This window comes from Stenotrophomonas sp. AGC87 (assembly GCF_057333975.1).
Genome location: NZ_JBHFHW010000041.1, coordinates 47,945 through 63,983, shown reverse-complemented (window position 1 = coordinate 63,983; position 16,039 = coordinate 47,945). Strand labels below are relative to the sequence as shown.

17 protein-coding genes and 2 pseudogenes are annotated in these 16,039 nt (G+C 61.6%); 11 read left to right on the top strand and 8 right to left on the bottom strand.

Annotation, left to right across the window (positions count from 1 at the left end; genetic code table 11):
* From ACE026_RS17205 to ACE026_RS17195, 3 genes and pseudogenes are all read left to right on the top strand, one after another.
* Nucleotides 1–314 (top strand): integrase core domain-containing protein (locus ACE026_RS17205; RefSeq protein ID WP_486040024.1); only part of this gene is annotated, 314 nt, incomplete at its 5' end.
* Between the two features lie 38 nt (nt 315–352).
* Nucleotides 353–685, top strand: coding sequence for a DUF932 domain-containing protein (locus ACE026_RS17200; protein ID WP_486040023.1), 333 nt, complete (start codon nt 353–355; stop codon nt 683–685).
* 271 nt (nt 686–956) lie between these two features.
* A pseudogene (locus ACE026_RS17195) lies at nt 957–1,049 on the top strand (JAB domain-containing protein); the annotation flags it as partial.
* A gap of 224 nt (nt 1,050–1,273) precedes the next feature.
* Here the strand turns inward: ACE026_RS17195 and ACE026_RS17190 are convergent.
* A complete protein-coding gene (locus ACE026_RS17190) occupies nt 1,274–1,684 on the bottom strand; it encodes a helix-turn-helix domain-containing protein (RefSeq protein WP_463272297.1) in 411 nt (136 codons plus the stop codon).
* 692 nt (nt 1,685–2,376) lie between these two features.
* On the opposite strand from ACE026_RS17190, the gene ACE026_RS17185 reads away from it, so the two are divergent.
* The 4 genes and pseudogenes from ACE026_RS17185 (at nt 2,377) to ACE026_RS17170 (ending at nt 6,374) form a co-directional block, all read left to right on the top strand.
* Nucleotides 2,377–2,796, top strand: coding sequence for a hypothetical protein (locus ACE026_RS17185; protein WP_486040021.1), 420 nt, complete (start codon nt 2,377–2,379; stop codon nt 2,794–2,796).
* A gap of 48 nt (nt 2,797–2,844) precedes the next feature.
* Nucleotides 2,845–3,525: a hypothetical protein gene (locus ACE026_RS17180; protein ID WP_346477632.1), complete on the top strand. Its 681-nt coding sequence runs from the start codon at nt 2,845–2,847 to the stop codon at nt 3,523–3,525.
* Between the two features lie 335 nt (nt 3,526–3,860).
* A complete protein-coding gene (locus ACE026_RS17175; protein ID WP_481524642.1) occupies nt 3,861–5,087 on the top strand; it encodes a hypothetical protein in 1,227 nt (408 codons plus the stop codon).
* Nucleotides 5,088–5,170: 83 nt separating this feature from the next.
* Nucleotides 5,171–6,374 (top strand): annotated as a pseudogene (locus ACE026_RS17170) (ISL3 family transposase).
* Between the two features lie 72 nt (nt 6,375–6,446).
* Here ACE026_RS17170 and ACE026_RS17165 read toward each other — a convergent pair.
* Nucleotides 6,447–8,006 carry a YagK/YfjJ domain-containing protein gene (locus tag ACE026_RS17165; RefSeq protein WP_481524643.1) on the bottom strand — a complete coding sequence of 520 codons (1,560 nt, stop codon included), beginning with the start codon at nt 8,004–8,006 and terminating at the stop codon, nt 6,447–6,449.
* Nucleotides 8,007–8,073: 67 nt separating this feature from the next.
* Entirely contained in the window at nt 8,074–8,322 is a 249-nt protein-coding gene (locus tag ACE026_RS17160; protein ID WP_463272300.1) for a helix-turn-helix transcriptional regulator, read from the bottom strand.
* A 478-nt stretch (nt 8,323–8,800) separates the two neighbouring features.
* Between ACE026_RS17160 and ACE026_RS17155 the strand changes: the two genes are divergently transcribed.
* Nucleotides 8,801–9,172, top strand: coding sequence for a hypothetical protein (locus tag ACE026_RS17155; RefSeq protein ID WP_481524644.1), 372 nt, complete (start codon nt 8,801–8,803; stop codon nt 9,170–9,172).
* Between the two features lie 72 nt (nt 9,173–9,244).
* A complete protein-coding gene (locus ACE026_RS17150) occupies nt 9,245–10,654 on the top strand; it encodes a DUF3987 domain-containing protein (protein ID WP_463272301.1) in 1,410 nt (469 codons plus the stop codon).
* A gap of 394 nt (nt 10,655–11,048) precedes the next feature.
* Here ACE026_RS17150 and ACE026_RS17145 read toward each other — a convergent pair whose 3' ends face one another.
* Together ACE026_RS17145 and ACE026_RS17140 are read right to left on the bottom strand one after the other, a co-directional pair.
* Nucleotides 11,049–11,519, bottom strand: coding sequence for a DUF2269 family protein (locus tag ACE026_RS17145; RefSeq protein WP_141056918.1), 471 nt, complete (start codon nt 11,517–11,519; stop codon nt 11,049–11,051).
* On the bottom strand, nt 11,500–12,882 hold the full coding sequence (locus tag ACE026_RS17140; protein ID WP_314401744.1) for an SDR family oxidoreductase: 1,383 nt from the start codon (nt 12,880–12,882) through the stop codon (nt 11,500–11,502). Before ACE026_RS17140 ends, ACE026_RS17145 begins: the two co-directional genes overlap by 20 nt.
* Here ACE026_RS17140 and ACE026_RS17135 point away from each other — a divergent pair.
* Entirely contained in the window at nt 12,859–13,266 is a 408-nt protein-coding gene (locus tag ACE026_RS17135; RefSeq protein WP_219994869.1) for a hypothetical protein, read from the top strand. The genes ACE026_RS17140 and ACE026_RS17135 overlap by 24 nt on opposite strands.
* A gap of 9 nt (nt 13,267–13,275) precedes the next feature.
* Here the strand turns inward: ACE026_RS17135 and ACE026_RS17130 are convergent, their stop codons facing one another.
* The 3 genes from ACE026_RS17130 to ACE026_RS17120 all read right to left on the bottom strand — a co-directional run bounded on the left by ACE026_RS17130 (nt 13,276) and on the right by ACE026_RS17120 (nt 15,783).
* Nucleotides 13,276–14,796 carry an FAD-dependent oxidoreductase gene (locus tag ACE026_RS17130; protein ID WP_481524645.1) on the bottom strand — a complete coding sequence of 507 codons (1,521 nt, stop codon included), beginning with the start codon at nt 14,794–14,796 and terminating at the stop codon, nt 13,276–13,278.
* 50 nt (nt 14,797–14,846) lie between these two features.
* On the bottom strand, nt 14,847–15,476 hold the full coding sequence (locus ACE026_RS17125; protein ID WP_141056921.1) for a DUF2971 domain-containing protein: 630 nt from the start codon (nt 15,474–15,476) through the stop codon (nt 14,847–14,849).
* A 112-nt stretch (nt 15,477–15,588) separates the two neighbouring features.
* Nucleotides 15,589–15,783 (bottom strand): hypothetical protein, encoded by a 195-nt coding sequence (locus ACE026_RS17120; RefSeq protein WP_481524646.1) that lies wholly within the window; start codon nt 15,781–15,783, stop codon nt 15,589–15,591.
* Between ACE026_RS17120 and ACE026_RS17115 the strand changes: the two genes are divergently transcribed.
* The gene (locus ACE026_RS17115; protein WP_481524647.1) at nt 15,782–15,997 is read left to right on the top strand and encodes a hypothetical protein; all 216 of its coding nucleotides are present in this window, start codon (nt 15,782–15,784) and stop codon (nt 15,995–15,997) included. The genes ACE026_RS17120 and ACE026_RS17115 overlap by 2 nt on opposite strands.
* Nucleotides 15,998–16,039: the final 42 nt, after the last annotated feature.

The window sequence follows — 16,039 nt, the reverse complement described above, 5'->3', positions numbered from 1 at the left end:
GGACAGACAACGGCAAGGAGTTTTGCGGTAAGGCGATGGTGGCCTGGGCTCACGACAAGGGAGTTGCCCTGCGTCTGATCGAGCCGGGCAAACCGAACCAGAATGCTTACGTGGAGTCTTTCAACGGGCGTTTACGCGATGAATGCCTCAACGAGCACTGGTTCCCGACATTGCTTCATGCCCGTACCAGCATCGAAAGCTGGCGGCGCGACTACAACGAAGAAAGGCCCAAAAGAGCGCTTGGCGGACTAACACCCGCCCAGCACGCCGCGCAGTTGGCGGCGAAGAAAGATAACATCAGCACTGGATTCTAAACCCGCCCACTACTCAGGTCGGGGGGACGTCGGCCCGGGTGAAGGCGTTGGTGGAACGTCCAGTGGATCCGGACTCGGCGGATGGGCTGCTGCGTAGGGTGCTGACCTACAGTCGGCTGGACGGAAAGGCTACGGTGGTAAACGAACAGGCGATGGCCAGCGTACGCTCGCTTTACGAGGGCGGCGGTCGTGGCGCTCTGATGGCCTCCAGCCGCGGTACGGCCTGGGGCCTGCTTAACAGCGTGACCGAGTTCATCGACCACCATCGCCGCGCGCGCACGGAAGACCATCGTCGGGAAGCGGCTTGGTTCGGACCGGGGGCCCAGATCAAACAGCGGGCGTGGGACGAAGTGATGAAGCTGGTGGCCTGATGCAGGCCCGGTCACGCTCTCATGCAACTACTGGTACCCGGGCGGCTCCTTGCATTGGGGCTGTCCGGGCACGTGAGGACCAGACCATCGGCCGGGCGCTACGGATCCTCAAGCAGAGAGTCCGTGGACCGGGACCATTCTTGAGCGAGGTGCCCACTTGCGGTGCGTTCTTCCGACTGCGGTTAGGCAGCGAGGAGCGGGAGCATTTCGAATCCGCCTTCTTTAACACCCGGAACCAGCTCATCGCAGTGGGCGACTGTTCTCCGGCAGGGTGAATGGGGCGGAAGTTCATCCATGCGTCGTGGTTCGACGGGCTCTAGCGTTGAACGCTTCGGCCGTCTTGCTGGCCCACAACCATCCCAGTGGCAACACCGAATCCTCTGCAGCGGACCGTGCGCTCACGGTGCGACCGAAGGGGGCTTTGACTAGGATATCCGGTTGTTCGACCATTTCGTGGTCAGCGCCGCCGAATCGGTATCGATGGCGGATAGCGGATGGGTTTAACTGGTCGAAACGATGGATGAGCATAGCGCCCGGCCCACACGGGCCAGGCAGATCGCCGTGGATGCATCGCACCGTACGTGCGGATCAGTCTCCGTCGGCCTGCGCTCTTAGTCCTTTGGCTTGTCGCCCCTGCGCCAATTGCAGCAGCTCCACCACCTTAGCAAGCAGGGCAGGGTCCTCGACCAGTGCGGGGATCAGCGAGGCCAAGGCATCCCGCTGGGTGTCGTCGGCGTGGGCCAAAGCAAGGATCGCATCGGCCATCGCCGCATCGTCGGCCAATAGGTAGGCCGCGGGCACGTCCAACAGCTGCGCCAGCAGGCCCAGGTTGTCGAAGCCGATCGCGGTGACTTGGTGCTCGTAGCGGTTGATCCGCGAGGAGCCCTTTTCCTTACCCAAGCCCATGCGATCCCCTAGCGCGCGCTGACTCAGACCACGCAGTTGCCGCGCCTGGAGGAGGCGGGCGGCGAACAAGGCGCGTGGCGAGGAATCGGGCACAGGGCAACCGAAAGGCGGGGGTGGCCCGAATCATGACGAAACCTCTATTGGTGTGGCAGACTCTATTTGCCAGATAGAGGATACGTACATCAACTGCCGATGTCTCGCTTGGGCGGCGCATCGATATCAGCGAAACCTGCGAACAAAAAGGAGATTCATGAAAGGCATCAGTCGATGGACTGCCCTAGGGGGGGCGTTGTTTCTATCTGCATGCAGCAAGCCAGTTCTGGATTGGCGCAACGCCGACCTGAGCAACGGGACGATCTACGAAGCTGGCTCTAACGAGCCGTTCGATGGCTTGGTGACGAATGTGCCCCACGGCAAATTGGAGCCACAACTTGGGGCACTCACAACAGTGCTAGGCAACCTCAATACGTTTCAGCCGGCAAGCATGTCGACACTACTGAGTGGTATGCAGTATCTGTGCGACGTCGACGTCAACGAAGGGCTTCTCGCGGACCACTTTGTGTGCCGATACCGTGATTCACAGGCCGTGGCCTACGAGGGGCAGCTCAGTGGTGGGGGACTCGAAGGGGAGACTGTTTTCCACAATGCAGCTGGTGCCAAGATGGTTGTCCTGCCGATGGCGAAGGGCAAGGTGAGTGGTCGGGTCAGGATCTACTTCGTGGAGAACCCAGAGCAACTTTCCCTCGAGGCGGATGTCGTAGACAACGTCTTCAATGGCGAGCTAATTGGCTCATCTGAACGGGCAGGTCAGGTCGAAGGGGCAGTACGCCAACAGCATTCCGATCGGCGTCTGGGAGGGCCGTCGGAAGGAAGACGGCACGCTCTCCGAGCGCATCACGTACGAAGGTGGAAAGGTTGTTTCGCACTCCTTCTACGAACCGGATGGCACGAAGTACATGAGTGAACAGCAGATGTGGGACCTCCACCGTTCCATCGCCTCAAGCGATGACTTCGTGCTGACGCCGGAGCAGGGCGCACTGCTCTCTGCGGCTGAAGCACGTTATGGCGCAGTCCGCCTGCTTTCGCCTTCACAGCGGGAGGCTAAAAGGCAGGCAGAGGAGGCCCAGAGGCGTGCCGACAAGATCGCCAGGGGCCTTGATCCGGATTGCTTTGTGTGTGACGGATCGGGCAAGCCACAACAGTAGCGGAGCCAATTCCTCCCAGCCATATTGGGACATTGAAAAGGAGAAAGCATGAAGAGGTTGAACGTCACGGGGTTGCTTCTGGTGGTTGGACTGGCCCTAGCAGGCTGCAAGCAAGAGCCGACACTGACGCAGGCTGGGGAAATCAATCTTGCCGGGTGTCATGTGCCGGCAGGCATCACGCAGGAGGAGGCCGAGAAGGTAGAGTGCGGAACGCCGGAAGTCACCGACTCTCCCGAAGCATTTGCGAATTTGGTCAGGTCGGAACCTATGTCTGAATCGGCGGCGGTCAGTGCTTCCGCGTTGGCATTTGATGCGGCTACTCGGATGGCCGCAACATCGGATGCCGAAGTGATCAATACTGCTATCTCTGCACGAGCCGCGCAGGATGGGGGAAGCGAGTACGCCGACGCGCGCAAATCGCTTAAGGGTGATCTAGACGGCGATGGTGCAGCGGATGTGGCGGTCCTGTATTCGTTGGAAGGCGCTGGCGGTGGTAATGACTCGGTAGGCTATCTAGCCGCCTTCGTGCGTACGGGCGGGCAGTTGAAGCTGGCTGATACCGCCACGCTTTCCGGTAGCGCCCAGAGCCTCACACTGAAGGACAGCACGGCGCATCTCAAGCTGCTTTCGTTGGGTCCGGACGATTCGGCGTGCTGCCCATCAATAGAGGACGACGTCGTGTATGTCCTCCATGGGAACAAGTGGCTGCAGGTGCAAGCGCAGCCCTGACCCGTTCTGGCGTCTGATGCCAGGGCCGCCTCGTGCGGCCCTTTTCCATGGGAGTGACTGATGCGCGCATCCGCGGACAAGCGGGATCGGAAAGGCGGGCCGTCCACTTGTAGATAAGAGCCACGATCACACACGCGGCGGATCGCTGACGGTGGCCTGCAATGAACTGGTCAACAGGAAGATCGGGGAGGGCGCTTAGGCGTCCTCCCCATGCGGCTGGAACCTTTTTTCTCTTCCGGACGAGTTTCCAGCCTCGCGGCGCCATTGCGGGAATGCCGGTCATTCGGGGAGGATAGGGGGGCGATATCCAATCGATCTTGCAATGAGGTGCTTTGGTGAAAAAAGCAAGCAGGGAAGGCCGCATGCGGCAATTTAGAGGCGAAGTCCGGAATGAGTGGCATGCAATTCTGCCAGTCGGGGAGGATCCAATTTCCTACTTGCTGAAAAAGGACATCCCTCTCTATCTCGAGGTGGACCAGATGCGTCACTTGGTGCACCGGACTTCCAAAGTGGAATTCCCCCCAATGGACGAGGGCCAGAAAAAGCTATTAGAGGAAATCTCATGGGAATCGGCGTCGTCCGAAGACTTGGACGCAATTCAACTGCAAGCCAGTAAATTGACGGACGGCATCGCCTTTCTGCGACTGGACACGGCATCGATCGAAAAATTGGGGCATGCCGACGTTTGCACGTCGCCAAATTTTATGGGCTGGGGTTTGGCTCCGGCGCGGACGTATCGCGTGACCGGGCAGGATCTCAGAGGTCGACCAGTCAGGAAAGAGGAGAAAATAGAGGCCGTCCGCGATCTGGTGAAGGTTGAGCTTGAGTGCGCGGCCATCGTGGACAAAGAGGAGTGGGAAAAGGCTAATCGTCGCGGCGAGCCTGGTATACGTGCCGATGATCATAGATTCCGTGCCAGTGTTACTGTTCACGTATCGGAACTATTTCTGGATGTGTTAGACATCGAGAAATTGAAGCAGGAGAAAATGGATCTCCTAGGTCTCGTGGCGTATCCGTTTGAGCATCAAGAGCGTGCGCCAGGCATCTACTGGATGTTCCAGGCGGCATACAGGCTCAACGGGCTACAGGCGATCGTTGGTGGTGATACGGGGGTTAGGCCCTGGCTGAAGCAACATGCGGCCAAGGCCTTCAGGTACAGGGCCGACCGAACAGCAGAGAAGTTCGTGTGGATGACAGTTGGCCGGGATCAGGGTGGTGGCAAGCGTGGCGAATTCAAGATTGGACAGATAGACGAGCTGCACGGCGATGGCGCATCTTTAAGGTACAAGTTCGACTTCACGAGCGACGGTCTTGCCCTGATCCTGGCGATTGCCGATTTTTGGTTTGAACTCAAAGATCGGGAACCGAGCGTATCGAGAGTTGTTTTAGCAGAGAAGCTCATGGCGCACCGCTTCGATGGAACGGAAGTCGGTGACTTGGTGTATCTGATTGACGGGGAGCGCCTCGACAAGGATGACGTTTCACGGCTAGAGGAAAGCGCAAGGAAGCGTGGGGTAAAATTGCGTGCTGTACGTGAGAAATTTGGTTCTTCTCCCATCTGAGGGGAGAAGGCGCACGGCCGACCAGCTAGATTTGTAGCTGTCGAGAAAACAAACCGAGGCCGGCCGTGGCCAAGCTGGATTGTATGCCGTTACTGGGAAGCTGGGCGGGGTATCGCCTGGATGGATGGCGCCGCGAGGCACGTGGCGGAGCCACGTGGCTGGTGCTTTCGCTGTTGCCTGATTCACGCCGCCGCCGACGCTGCAGTGGCTGCGGCAAGTGGGTCGTGGCCATCCACGACCAGACGCTCCGGCGCATCCGTGACTTGCCCGTGTTCGACGAGCCGGTGGAGTTGGAAGTCCAGCGGCAGCGGCTGGCCTGCCCTCGCTGTGGGCCGAAACTGGTGCACTTGGATTGGCTGGAGCGGCATGCCCGGGTAACGCAACGGCTTGCGCAGAGCGTGGCACGCATGTGCGCCACCACCTCCATCCATGCCACCGCAAAGTGGCATGGTCTGGACTGGAAGACGGTCAAGGCGCTTGATTTCAGGCATCTGATGCAGACGCTGGGCCCGGTGGACCTATCGGACGTACGCGTGATCGCGATGGACGAGTTTGCGATCCAGAAGGGGCATCGCTACGCCACCGTGGTCGTCGAGCCATCGCGCAAGCGCGTACTCTGGGTCGGCCGAGGACGCAGCCGCGCTGACATCCGTCCCTTCTTTGAGCTACTCGGCAGGGTCGGTTGCGAACGCATCCAAGCCGTAGCAATGGACATGAATTCGGCCTTTGATGTGGAGGTCAAAGCCCAGTGCCCCAATGCTGAAGTGGTCTACGACCTCTTCCACGTGGTGGCCAAGTACGGGCGCGAAGTCATTGATCGGGTGCGGGTGGACGAGGCCAATCGCCTACGCACCGACAAGCCCGCGCGACGGGTGGTGAAGATCTCGCGCTGACTGCTGCTGCGCAATCGGCAAAACGTCCCGGCCGAGCAGCGCGTCCAATTCGAGGAGCTGCTGGCCGCCAACAAAGCCCTGCTGACCACCTATCTGCTCAAAGATGACCTGAAGCATCTGTGGCGCTACCGAAGCTAGAGCCGGGCGGAGAAGGCCTGGCGGTCATGGAAGCATCGCGCCCTGCGAAGCGGGCTGGAGCCACTGCGCATTTTTTTTCCGCCGTCTGCAGCCTTATCTCCCGGGCATTCTGGCCCACTGCCGATGGCCGCTCGGGACGAACCTGGTGGAAGGCATCAACAACAAGATCAAGGTCATCAAGCACGTCGCCTACGGATACCGAGACGACGCGTACTTCTTCCTGAAGATCCGGGCGGCCTTCCCCGGAGTTGGGTGAAGAACCAGAAATTTGGGATAAAAGAGCTGGAGTAGGCTCCTTTTCCTGTTTCGTGTGTGCTGCTGGGCGTGGCTATTCCGAGAGGCGATCATCCGTGATGGGTGCCCTGTCCCAAGCGCCGTACCGCGGCTTCTTTGCGTCTTGCCTGCGCTTGTGTGCAAGCACATATGGCGTTGGGTCGAAGCCTGGCGGATATGGGCTGCGGGGTCCGTCCAGCGAGTGGTGAAGCAGAGACAGATAGTCTTGGCGCTTGCGCTTGGGACCACGCTTTTTGCGAGTACCGCACGGAGTCGGTGTGCGCCAGAAGTTCTTGATCGTGTCGTTGCTGGTCTTCAAAACACAGTCTTGCTTCGTTAGGTAGCAAAGAGCGTAGCGCAGGCCCACAAGCGCTTCGATGCTCTGGAAGTCTTGCAGCCCAAGTCCATTGAACGGCCAAGAGCGACGGTCCTTGTAGCTGTTGTGGGCGCTGCCGCGATCATGGCCGATGCGCCGCAGCCACATTTCGCAAAGGGCATCGGAGATGTAGTCGACGCTGCGGCTGGTAAGGCCCTGAAGATCGCCGTTCAACACCACGAGAAGGTGGAAATGCGTACCGCGGGAGATGCCGTTCTCGCGTTTGATGATGAAGCCCAAGTAGCCGGGGAGCAGGTTGCGCTGGCAGGCGCTGCTACGCAACGAGCGGAGGAAGCCTGTTACTGCCTTGTCTGCGTCCTCGGAGTGGCTGAAGTCCTTCCAAGCGGTACGGAGAGTAAGGTCGATGCGTAGGAAGCAGAGACGGGTGTGCTTGCCGGCAAAGTGATATATGAAGTGACGCGCGCTCTTAAAGTTGTCCTCCTCCTTGCGCGTGTAGGCCCTCACGGCATTAATGTACTTCCAAGATCGGTTCACGCGGTGCACGAAGCGCACCAGATGGCGCGTCAAGGTGCCGAGCTCAAGGTCATGACTGATGCCACTGCTGTTGACATGGCACAGGGCAGTCCGCGTGGCGTAGCGCTTCATTGAACGGAGCAAAACCGTGATAGCGGGATGGAAGACATGGTTCGCCCAAGCGGCGTTCCAGTGAGGATTGTCGGCATGGACCTGGCAGCACTTAAGAATGCGCATGCCCAGGGACTTGAGCTTGACCGCGGGCAACGGCGGGCCCCCCGTGCGGAACGGGGCTCGGATGTCTAAGCACGGAACGCCATCGCCATCGGCAAGGGCGGCATGAAGTTTCAGCAGGCTTTTGCAATGTGCCTTGAAGCGGTGGTCGTCCAAGCCGCCGACCCACTGGTCTCGGTCGGGAAGATGATATTTGACATGCGTGTCAAGGATGTCCTGATAGCGGCTTTCGCGCTCGATCACTTCAGCGATCGAGCGCTCAAGGATGGTGGGAGTATTCGCCGCATTGCTGTGGCGTTGGACTTGAGAATGCATGTTCTGTTCTTCCTGTTGCCCGAACGGCGTTGCCTGCAAGGGGGAAACAAAGGTTGATGGGAGAAATTGCCTCTGTTCATTCATCCGAGCTAAATGAAGGGAGGATGTAACAAGTGGCTTGTCTATCAGTTGAGAAAAACGTGCAAACGAGTAGGTAAGAGCGAAACAATTAGCTAATAAATACCGGGTTTGCTTGAAGTACGAAGGGCGCTGCATGTATGGGGTCGCGAGACCCGTAATCGGTCAAAGTGGCACAACCGATGTAACCGGGACGAGTGTCGACTTAGCGGGCAGACGGACGCTCAGCCACCCACTGGAACACTACGTTCGCGCTCCAAGCCACGGCACGTTTGCCGATCTTCTTCGGCTCAGGAAACTCGCCATCCGCGATGGCTTTGTAGAGCGAGCTCTTCTTCTTACCCGTGATCTCGCACACCTGGTTGAGGCGCAGCATGGTGTCGGGAGAGTAGATGCGGGAACCGTCGGTCGGGTAGCTGTGCAGCGCCCAGTTGTTGGCGGGAATGCTTGACATCTTTTAGGTGCTCCGTGTGAAGGACCGCTATAGAACACGAAAGATTCAATGCAGGCGACGATTCCGCGGAATGTTCCGAACATTCCGGAAAGGCTCTTGGGCGTTTCGCGCCCCGTGCAACCGTGGGCACCTAGCAGGGCCTCGTCGGACCAGTCGCGGCGCCGCGAGAGGGGTGACGGCTGGTTTTAACTTAAATGGTGGTTACCGAGGGCTCCAGCGAACGGGCTGGCGGCCTTCCGCGGCGACGACAGGCGATGTGGTTGCCGGACGGAAGGCTCGCCAGGCTCTTGATGCTTAGTCCGGTGCGCATTTCGGCCCGCATCTTTCCGGTCAATAGTTGACGCCACTTTGCGTCATCGCGATGGGCTGACGACGGGTGTTGCGCAGCCTACGGGGTTAACTCGACAAGTCCACCGACGTCCGCATGGTCAGGGGACCCGCACACTGCAGCTAACGGAATGTTCGAGCATTCCGCGGAATGTTGGCTTGTCGTTTCGAAGAAGGGTTGAATTCGCGCATTCTTCAATGCGAAGCCTTTATGTCATCGAACAACACGCTGGATCCGGAGCTGCTCGCCGAATTGGTAAGTGACATTGATTGCCTCGGCCTCGAGATTCTGTACCTGCGTGCGGCCAAGCCGGCCATCCTTGAGGCTGTTAGGGTCCGCAACGTGTCTTTGGACGCGATATGTGCGTCTGTGAACCAGCGACTGAAAGTCCTGCGGCTGACGGTCGAGCCTCGCCACGTCCAAGCGATCCTGGATGAGCTGGAGAAGGCGGCTAAGGCGCCGGACACCGTCTTTGCCGCCTCGTTCCAAGGCCGAGCGCCGCCGAGGAGTGTGCTGCCGTAAGCCGCTCACGCTACTCGCTAACCGCCACGCTGCATGCGCGTTGCGCCTGCTTGCCATGAATAGAGGTATTCCATGCTCGACCCGTTTCCTCACTTGTCCAGGGTATGCCCGATCAATGCCCTTCCTGATCTGCTTTACAGTGCTGCCTGCGAAGTCCGCCGCCTGGAGGACGACGTCCCGGCCGAGTGCCTCCTGATGGATGCCATCGCCGCTTGTGTGGTTCCCGTGCAACGCCTGTATGACGTCGTGGGCCTGGACTATAGGCATATGCCGACGACAATCTTTATGCTGACGCTCGCACCTAGTGGGCGCGGCAAGGGGACCTCGTACCGTGAGTTCTTCAAACCCTTGATCGAGCACAATCGGCAGGCCGGGTTGGTTGCCCGGAAGATCCGCGCGAGTAAGCGTTCGGTTGAGAAAGCGGGCTCGCTCGTAGATGGCCCGGAATTCCAGGAACCAGACGGTCGAATGTTGACAATGATTAGCTACCGCGCACTGCTGGAGTGTCTGGATGGCCGGGCGCGTTCAGTCTGCGTCAACGACGAGGATGGCGGAAGCTTCTTGGAGAGCGATCTGTTTGTCAGGATGGGCGGAAGCCTCACTAAGCTCCACAGCGGTTTCGACTTGGATCACGTCGTTAAGGGCGTGGATCTTGCAGCCATTGATGGCCGTTGTTCGCTCGGGGTTCGCCTGCAGGGTGAGGTGTTCTATCCGGTGATGAAACGCACAAATAATAAGAGCTTTCATCAAGGGATTTGGGGTCGAGCCATCGTGGCTTGCCATGACCCCAAGCGGTTTGGAGCCTGCGATATCAGCATGCCGCCAAGCTGGCCGGGGGGCGGACTGAATAAGTTCCACCACCGCTTGCAGGATCTGATGGACGAGGCCGACAAGAAGCAGGCGACGGGCGAGTTGATCAGGGACAAGATTGTCCTCGGATGTGAGGCAAGGGCCTTCATGGCCGAGTTGAAGTTTCGCCTCAAGGGATGGCGTGAAACCTGCTACGACGAGCAGATTGAGCCGGCCGTTAATCGAGCGTGGGAGAACACGCTGAGAATAGCGGCGGTGTTCCAGGTCGTATGCGGAGAGGGCCCGGAGATCAGCCTGGAGCTGGTCCAGCGCGCCTGGGCGATCGTGCAGTGGTCGTTGACCCAGCACCAGATGATCTTCGTCGAGGCGGCCAGGCGGGAGTCCACGTCATCGCGGAAAGAAGGTGCCTTCAGCAAGCCGTGGCCCACCCGCATTAAGGTTCCCAAGCCCCCTAAATTGCCGCGCCCAATCCAGGACGCCCGGTGGGTCTTGGAGTGCTTCGCGACGGTGCGCGGGACGCTGGAGCACGCGTTGCTCGTCGACGTGATCAGGTTGGCCGGGCTGCGCGGCCCGCGGCTGGAGACCGCTCTGGCATGGTTGAAGGTCAACCAAGTCGTAGAGATTGTTGGGAAGCGTGAAAGCCCCCTGATGCGGATCCCTTCTGTCGAGTGACATTCCACTCAGTGCCCCGGGCGTGCTCGGCGCATCCAGGTCCTTGCCCGCGCCCGAGGTGGTCAGGATTGAGGGTCGTTGCTGGCACCGGTAGCTGCGCAGGAAAAAGCTCGGGTACACGACCCAGATCAACGCTGTCACGCAGGTCATGGCTGCGGCTATCAGGGGCGCGAAATGAAGCAGGTTCTGGACCAAGGTGAGATTGATTCCGTCGGGCTGACGCATGCAGGCGCGCTATCGCGCATGATCGTCCTTGTACTGCTTATGTTGCGTGAAGTGAGCTCCCAACGCGCTGCGCGCATCGCGCCCCTGGGCGGGCCGACCAGCACCGGAAGCTGCCCTCGACGGCGGATTCCGACACCCGGTTGCTGCGCGTCGGCGTTGTATACGACCCTCAGCCCACAGCGGGTTTGGCTGTCATCAGGTAGAAGATCGCGAGAAACGAGAACAGGGCCGGCACGCCCAGCGCCGCCCACGTGCCGAGGTGTTGATCGTAGCGGAGGGGAAGCGGCTCGCCCCGGTCGGCGGCAGCACGGGCCAGATCGCGCAGGCGCATCTGCAGCCAGACCACGGGCAGCCAGCACAGGCCGGCAATCACATACAGCACGATCGACCAGTACAGCCACGGGGTGGTCAGCGCAATGCCCAGCCGGTGCGCCAGGTAGAGTCCACTCAATGGCTGGAATACGATGGTGGTGGCAGTGAAGAGCCAATCGGCCAGCACCACCAGCTCGGCCACGGCCGCCACCACCCGTGGGTCACGGCGGCGACTGGCGAATAATAGATAGAACGCCGTGCCGACGCCGGTGCCGAACAGGAACGTCGACGACACGATGTGCAGCACTTTAACGACGACGATGTCCACGAGGTGGCTCCTCCAGACGCAGCAACAGGTAGATGAGCGCGGCCAGGGGCAGGTTCTTCACGATGGGCCCGTATGGATGCGCCCAGTAGCCCGGCAGCCAGACGGTGATGACGACCGTGTAGAACGCAATCAGCGCCAACTGCAGGCGGTAAGTGGCGCGCCGCCAGGCGCGTTTCCACATCGTCAGCCCCAGTACGACGTCCAGCGCTGCGGCGCCATACAAGGCCAGAGGGGCGACAGTTGCCGGCACCTGCGCCTGGGCGAGGAGGGCCAGGCTTGCCGCCGTGGGATAGACGAAGGCCGACACCCAACCGGTTACCAGCCAGGTCACCGCATTGGCTGCGCGGGCCAACGGCAATGTGGCACGCAACAGGGCGCGCGTCCGAAGCTCGGGGGCCTGGTGGCGCGGCACGAAGTCGATCGGTGCGCGCAGGGGGCGCCCGAGCAGCGTCTGCCACGCACCGGAGGCCGCTGTGTTGCCGTGCGCGAGCATGGTCATGGTGTCTGCATCCAGTGCGATGCCAGGCATCCATCGGGTCAGTGCAGTGGCCAGGTCCATCCAGCGGGGCGCCACCGGAAACCAGCGCAGACGATGACCCAACGCGTCGGCGAGGGTTGCCAGGTAGGCAGGCAGCGTCAGCGGTACCGGCCCCACTGCGGCAATCAGCGGTGGAGGGCAGGGGTGGTCCACCAATGCTATCAATCCGTCGACCAGGTCCTGCTGGTGGATGGGTTGGACGCGTGCGCCCCCGGGCGCCGGGAAAGGCAGCACGGGGAGCAGGGCCAATTGCAGGAACAGGCCTGTGCTGGCGCCTTTCGGCGCAAACACCAGCGAGGGACGCACGACAGTCACATCGCCGGGGAAGCGCAGCGCGCAGTGATCGCCGAGCGCCTTGCTGCGCCAGAAGCGGGTAGGGGCACCCGGGCCGGCGCCCAGCGCCGATATATGGATCAAGCGGGGCACGCCGGCGCGCGCTGCTTGTTCAAACAGGGTGCACGGGCCCTTGACATGGACATCGTCAAAACTCTGTCCATCGCGCTCGGAAAAAATGCCGGCCGCGTTGATCAGCACGTCCAGCGTACGCAGCAGACTCTGCAGCGCGTGGTCGTCGGGCGTCGAGAAATCGAAACGCAGCAGCCGAGCATGCTCGTTCGGCCGGTCGCTGTCCGGGTTCCGCATCGCGAGGAAGACCTCATGCCCCTGCCGCACCAGTTCCTCACCCAGCGTGCGTCCGATCAGACCATTGGCGCCGATGATCAGAATCCTGCGCGGGGCCATCGCCCGGGTTGGCTGCGTCGCGCCTTGGTGGCGGGTAGTTGCGCCAGCCTCTGTTCCACCGTGCTGCTGTCGCTGCTCAGCCATGGCCGCCTCCGTGCGCCGGCGGCAGGGACCAACGCCACCAGCCACTGGATCTGGCCCCGCAGCGCACACCGGCATGTGCAACCCGACATGCCCCATACATTGGTCGGCTACACCATCCACCACCTGTGCTCGGTGTTCTGGGCGTGCGGCTACGAGCTGCTGCGTGGACGGCGTCACGCGCCGGAGGCGGTGCTGGCAGTGGCCACGACCACCACGGCCGTGGCGTATCTGGTGGACTACAAGGTAGTGCCGGCCCGGCTTTCGCCCGGGTTCGAACGGCACCTGCGGCGCTCTGACCTTGTCTGGGTATATGCGGCGTTTGCCGCGGGCCTTGCACTTCCTGCGCTGGTGGCAAAGCGAAGCAGGCGGACACACCGCCGCTGAGAGGACCGTTCATGGTCCACCCTCCGGCGCCAGCCTGCGCAGGCCGGTCATTGCCGGGCCCTCCAGCAGCTCGCCGGTGGGGGCGAAACGGCTGCCATGGCATGGGCAGTCCCAGCTCTTGGCGGGGTCGTTCCACTGCACCAGGCATTTCATGTGCGGGCAGACCGGCGATAACGCGTGCAGTTGCCCTTGCGGATCGCGATAGATCGCCTGCCGCTGGCCGTCCCGTTCCACCAGCGCCCCGCATCCGCTATTTACCTCGTCGACATGGGTGGGCATCTCCCGCTTGATCCGATCGCCGACCAGGTGCTTGATTACCGTGGCGTTGGTCCGGGCCCACCCCTTGGCCGACTTCATCGGCGTGATCCGCAATGGGCTGAGCAGTCGCGCGGCATCGCTGTGTACCCCGGTGATGCCCTCGGTGATGAGCTGTGCCGCTACGGCGCCCCATACCAGCCCATCGGCCTGGAAACCGGTCGCCACCCAGACGTTGTCGTGCGCGCTGCCCCCGATGTAGGGCAGACCATCGGCTGGCTTGAACTGTTGCGCCGACCAGGCAATGACGTCGCCGGTTACCTGGAAGCGCTCGCGCACATAGGCGTCAAGCCGTTGGGTTTCCTCCTGCTGGCGATGCTGCTCTCCCGCCTGATGCTTGCCGCCCACGGCGATCAACCACTGCTCGCCTGTTGCCGCAACAGCCGCACGCAATGACCGCTCGCTGTCCTTGATCCAGTGGATGCCCGGGGCGGGCGGGTCAGCCACACGCACGGCGATACCGCATTCGCGGTACACCTCCACCTCGGCTTGGACCAGATTGAATCCTGCCGGGGAGTGGGTGGCCAGCACGATATGGCGCGCATGAATGCGGCCACCCGGGGTCATCACGCATCCCTCGCCGGCGTCCACGTCCACGGCCGGAGTCGATTCGAATATCGGAATCCGTCTGCCCAGGTGCGCGGCCAGCCCGAGACAGAACCGGTAGGGATCAAACTGTGCCTGCCCTTCGACGCGGAAACCGCTTGCCAGGGCGAAGGGCACCCCGCCCCGGCTCGCAGACGGCGTCAGCCCGGCGCGCTGGTAGGCGAGCATTTCCTGCTCAACGCGCACCCGCAGGTCGTTGGCATCGTGTTCGATGCCATAGAACATCGGTACCCGGCCAAAGCCGCAGTCCAGCGCGAGCCTGCGCGCGGCGCGCTCGATGGTGCGGATGCCTCCAGCACGCAGGGCGCGCACCTGCCCGACGACGCCGCCACCCCACCGGGCACTGAGATCAGACATGTTGGACACAGCGGTGTAGAGGTTGCCCGTAGAGAGACCCGTATTGCGCCGGGCGATCTGCCCGGCGTCGATCAGGACCACGCGCTGCCCGGCATCGGACAGGTGCAGGGCGGTGAGAAGCCCGGTGATGCCGCCCCCTACGACTACGACATCGGCGTGAAGATCTGTCTCCAGAACGGGAAAAGCCGGCGTGTCCGGCGATGGGGACGGGAGGGTCCAGATGCTGGTGTTCGTGTCGGCAAGGTGGCGCATGACAATCCCTTTGAGGTAGCAGAGAGGCGGGTGAACGACAGGCAGGTGTCCTAGCTGATTGCCCGCTCAAGAACGCCCAGCGCATCGCCGCGCACGATGCAGGTACCCGCTGGATCCAGCCGGGCCACGTGGACGCGCGTATGCGGGCGCGCAACCCGCGCAATGATCTCCATGATCTCCGTCGGCATGCGCATGCCCAGGATGACCTGCAGCACCGCACCGGGCACCGGAATATGACGAGACTGGCTGAGCAGACGCCATTCGCGCTCATAGGCCCAGTGCGAGGTTTTGGTCGTGAGCGCACGCAGCGCCGCGTCGCCGCTGGCGGCCACGTCTATGGTCGGCAGGCGTCGGGTGTAACGCACCGGATGCAGTGGCAGCCGCTGCGGATCCAGTTCGAGCGCGATGGCGACGCCGGCAAACCGCCCCGCATACAGCGACCACATGCGCACGTCCTCGAAACGGTCAGTGAGACTGCAGATCCGGGTGGGCAGGTTGCGGTCCAGTTCGCGGGCGGTGCCGAACTGTGGGCGCGCCGCACCTTGCCCGACCATGCGCGCGAACTGTCCTTCAAAGGGATCATTCAGGGCTTCGTAGTGTTCGCAGTAAAGCCGCTCATTGACCACCACGTCCAGAAGGTGCGCGAGCTGCTCGACGGGCTTGAATTTGTAGAAGATCAAGAAGGGCTCCCGGCGACCGGCCGGCGGCGCAGTACCTGCGTGTGGCCCGGCCGCGTGGTGTGGACACCTGACGCTGGTCCCGAAATCTGCGCCACAGGGGTGTGACAGCTCGTCAATAAAAGATGATCTGTCCGTGATGCGCAGTGAACGCGTGGATCGCCCAGCCATTGGCCGTCGCGCTGGCGTCAACAAGATGGCTCTGCACGGTCACGTGTTCGCCACGGAGGAAGCACGCGCGGTGGAAGACCGGGGGCGCATGGTGAAGCTGCAGCCGGGGAGGGTCTTCGGCGCTTACGGAGTACGACATGGGACAGAACAACCAGAACGACCGCAACCAGCAGAACCAGCATAACGAGCAGGAAGAGAACCAGCGCAATCAGCAGAATCAGCAGAATCAGCAGAACGAGCGCAACGACCAGAACCAGCAGAACCAGCAGAACCAGCAGGACCAGCAGGACCAGCAGGACCAGCGCAACGAGCGCGATGATCAGAACGAGCGCAATCAGCGCAATCAGCGCTGACGCCATCAGGGGCGAGCCGGAAGGCTCGCCCCTTCACCTTGT

Bases quoted from the DNA above. Each gene is read 5' to 3' on its own strand.
- ACE026_RS17155 (WP_481524644.1), top strand. From the start codon at position 8,801: ATGTTGGCTTGTCGTTTCGAAGAAGGGTTGAATTCGCGCATTCTTCAA.
- ACE026_RS17140 (WP_314401744.1), bottom strand. From the start codon at position 12,882: ATGGCTGAGCAGCGACAGCAGCACGGTGGAACAGAGGCTGGCGCAACT.
- ACE026_RS17180 (WP_346477632.1), top strand. From the start codon at position 2,845: ATGAAGAGGTTGAACGTCACGGGGTTGCTTCTGGTGGTTGGACTGGCC.
- ACE026_RS17160 (WP_463272300.1), bottom strand. From the start codon at position 8,322: ATGTCAAGCATTCCCGCCAACAACTGGGCGCTGCACAGCTACCCGACC.
- ACE026_RS17115 (WP_481524647.1), top strand. From the start codon at position 15,782: ATGGGACAGAACAACCAGAACGACCGCAACCAGCAGAACCAGCATAAC.
- ACE026_RS17165 (WP_481524643.1), bottom strand. From the start codon at position 8,006: ATGCAGCGCCCTTCGTACTTCAAGCAAACCCGGTATTTATTAGCTAAT.
- ACE026_RS17130 (WP_481524645.1), bottom strand. From the start codon at position 14,796: ATGCGCCACCTTGCCGACACGAACACCAGCATCTGGACCCTCCCGTCC.
- ACE026_RS17150 (WP_463272301.1), top strand. From the start codon at position 9,245: ATGCTCGACCCGTTTCCTCACTTGTCCAGGGTATGCCCGATCAATGCC.
- ACE026_RS17120 (WP_481524646.1), bottom strand. From the start codon at position 15,783: ATGTCGTACTCCGTAAGCGCCGAAGACCCTCCCCGGCTGCAGCTTCAC.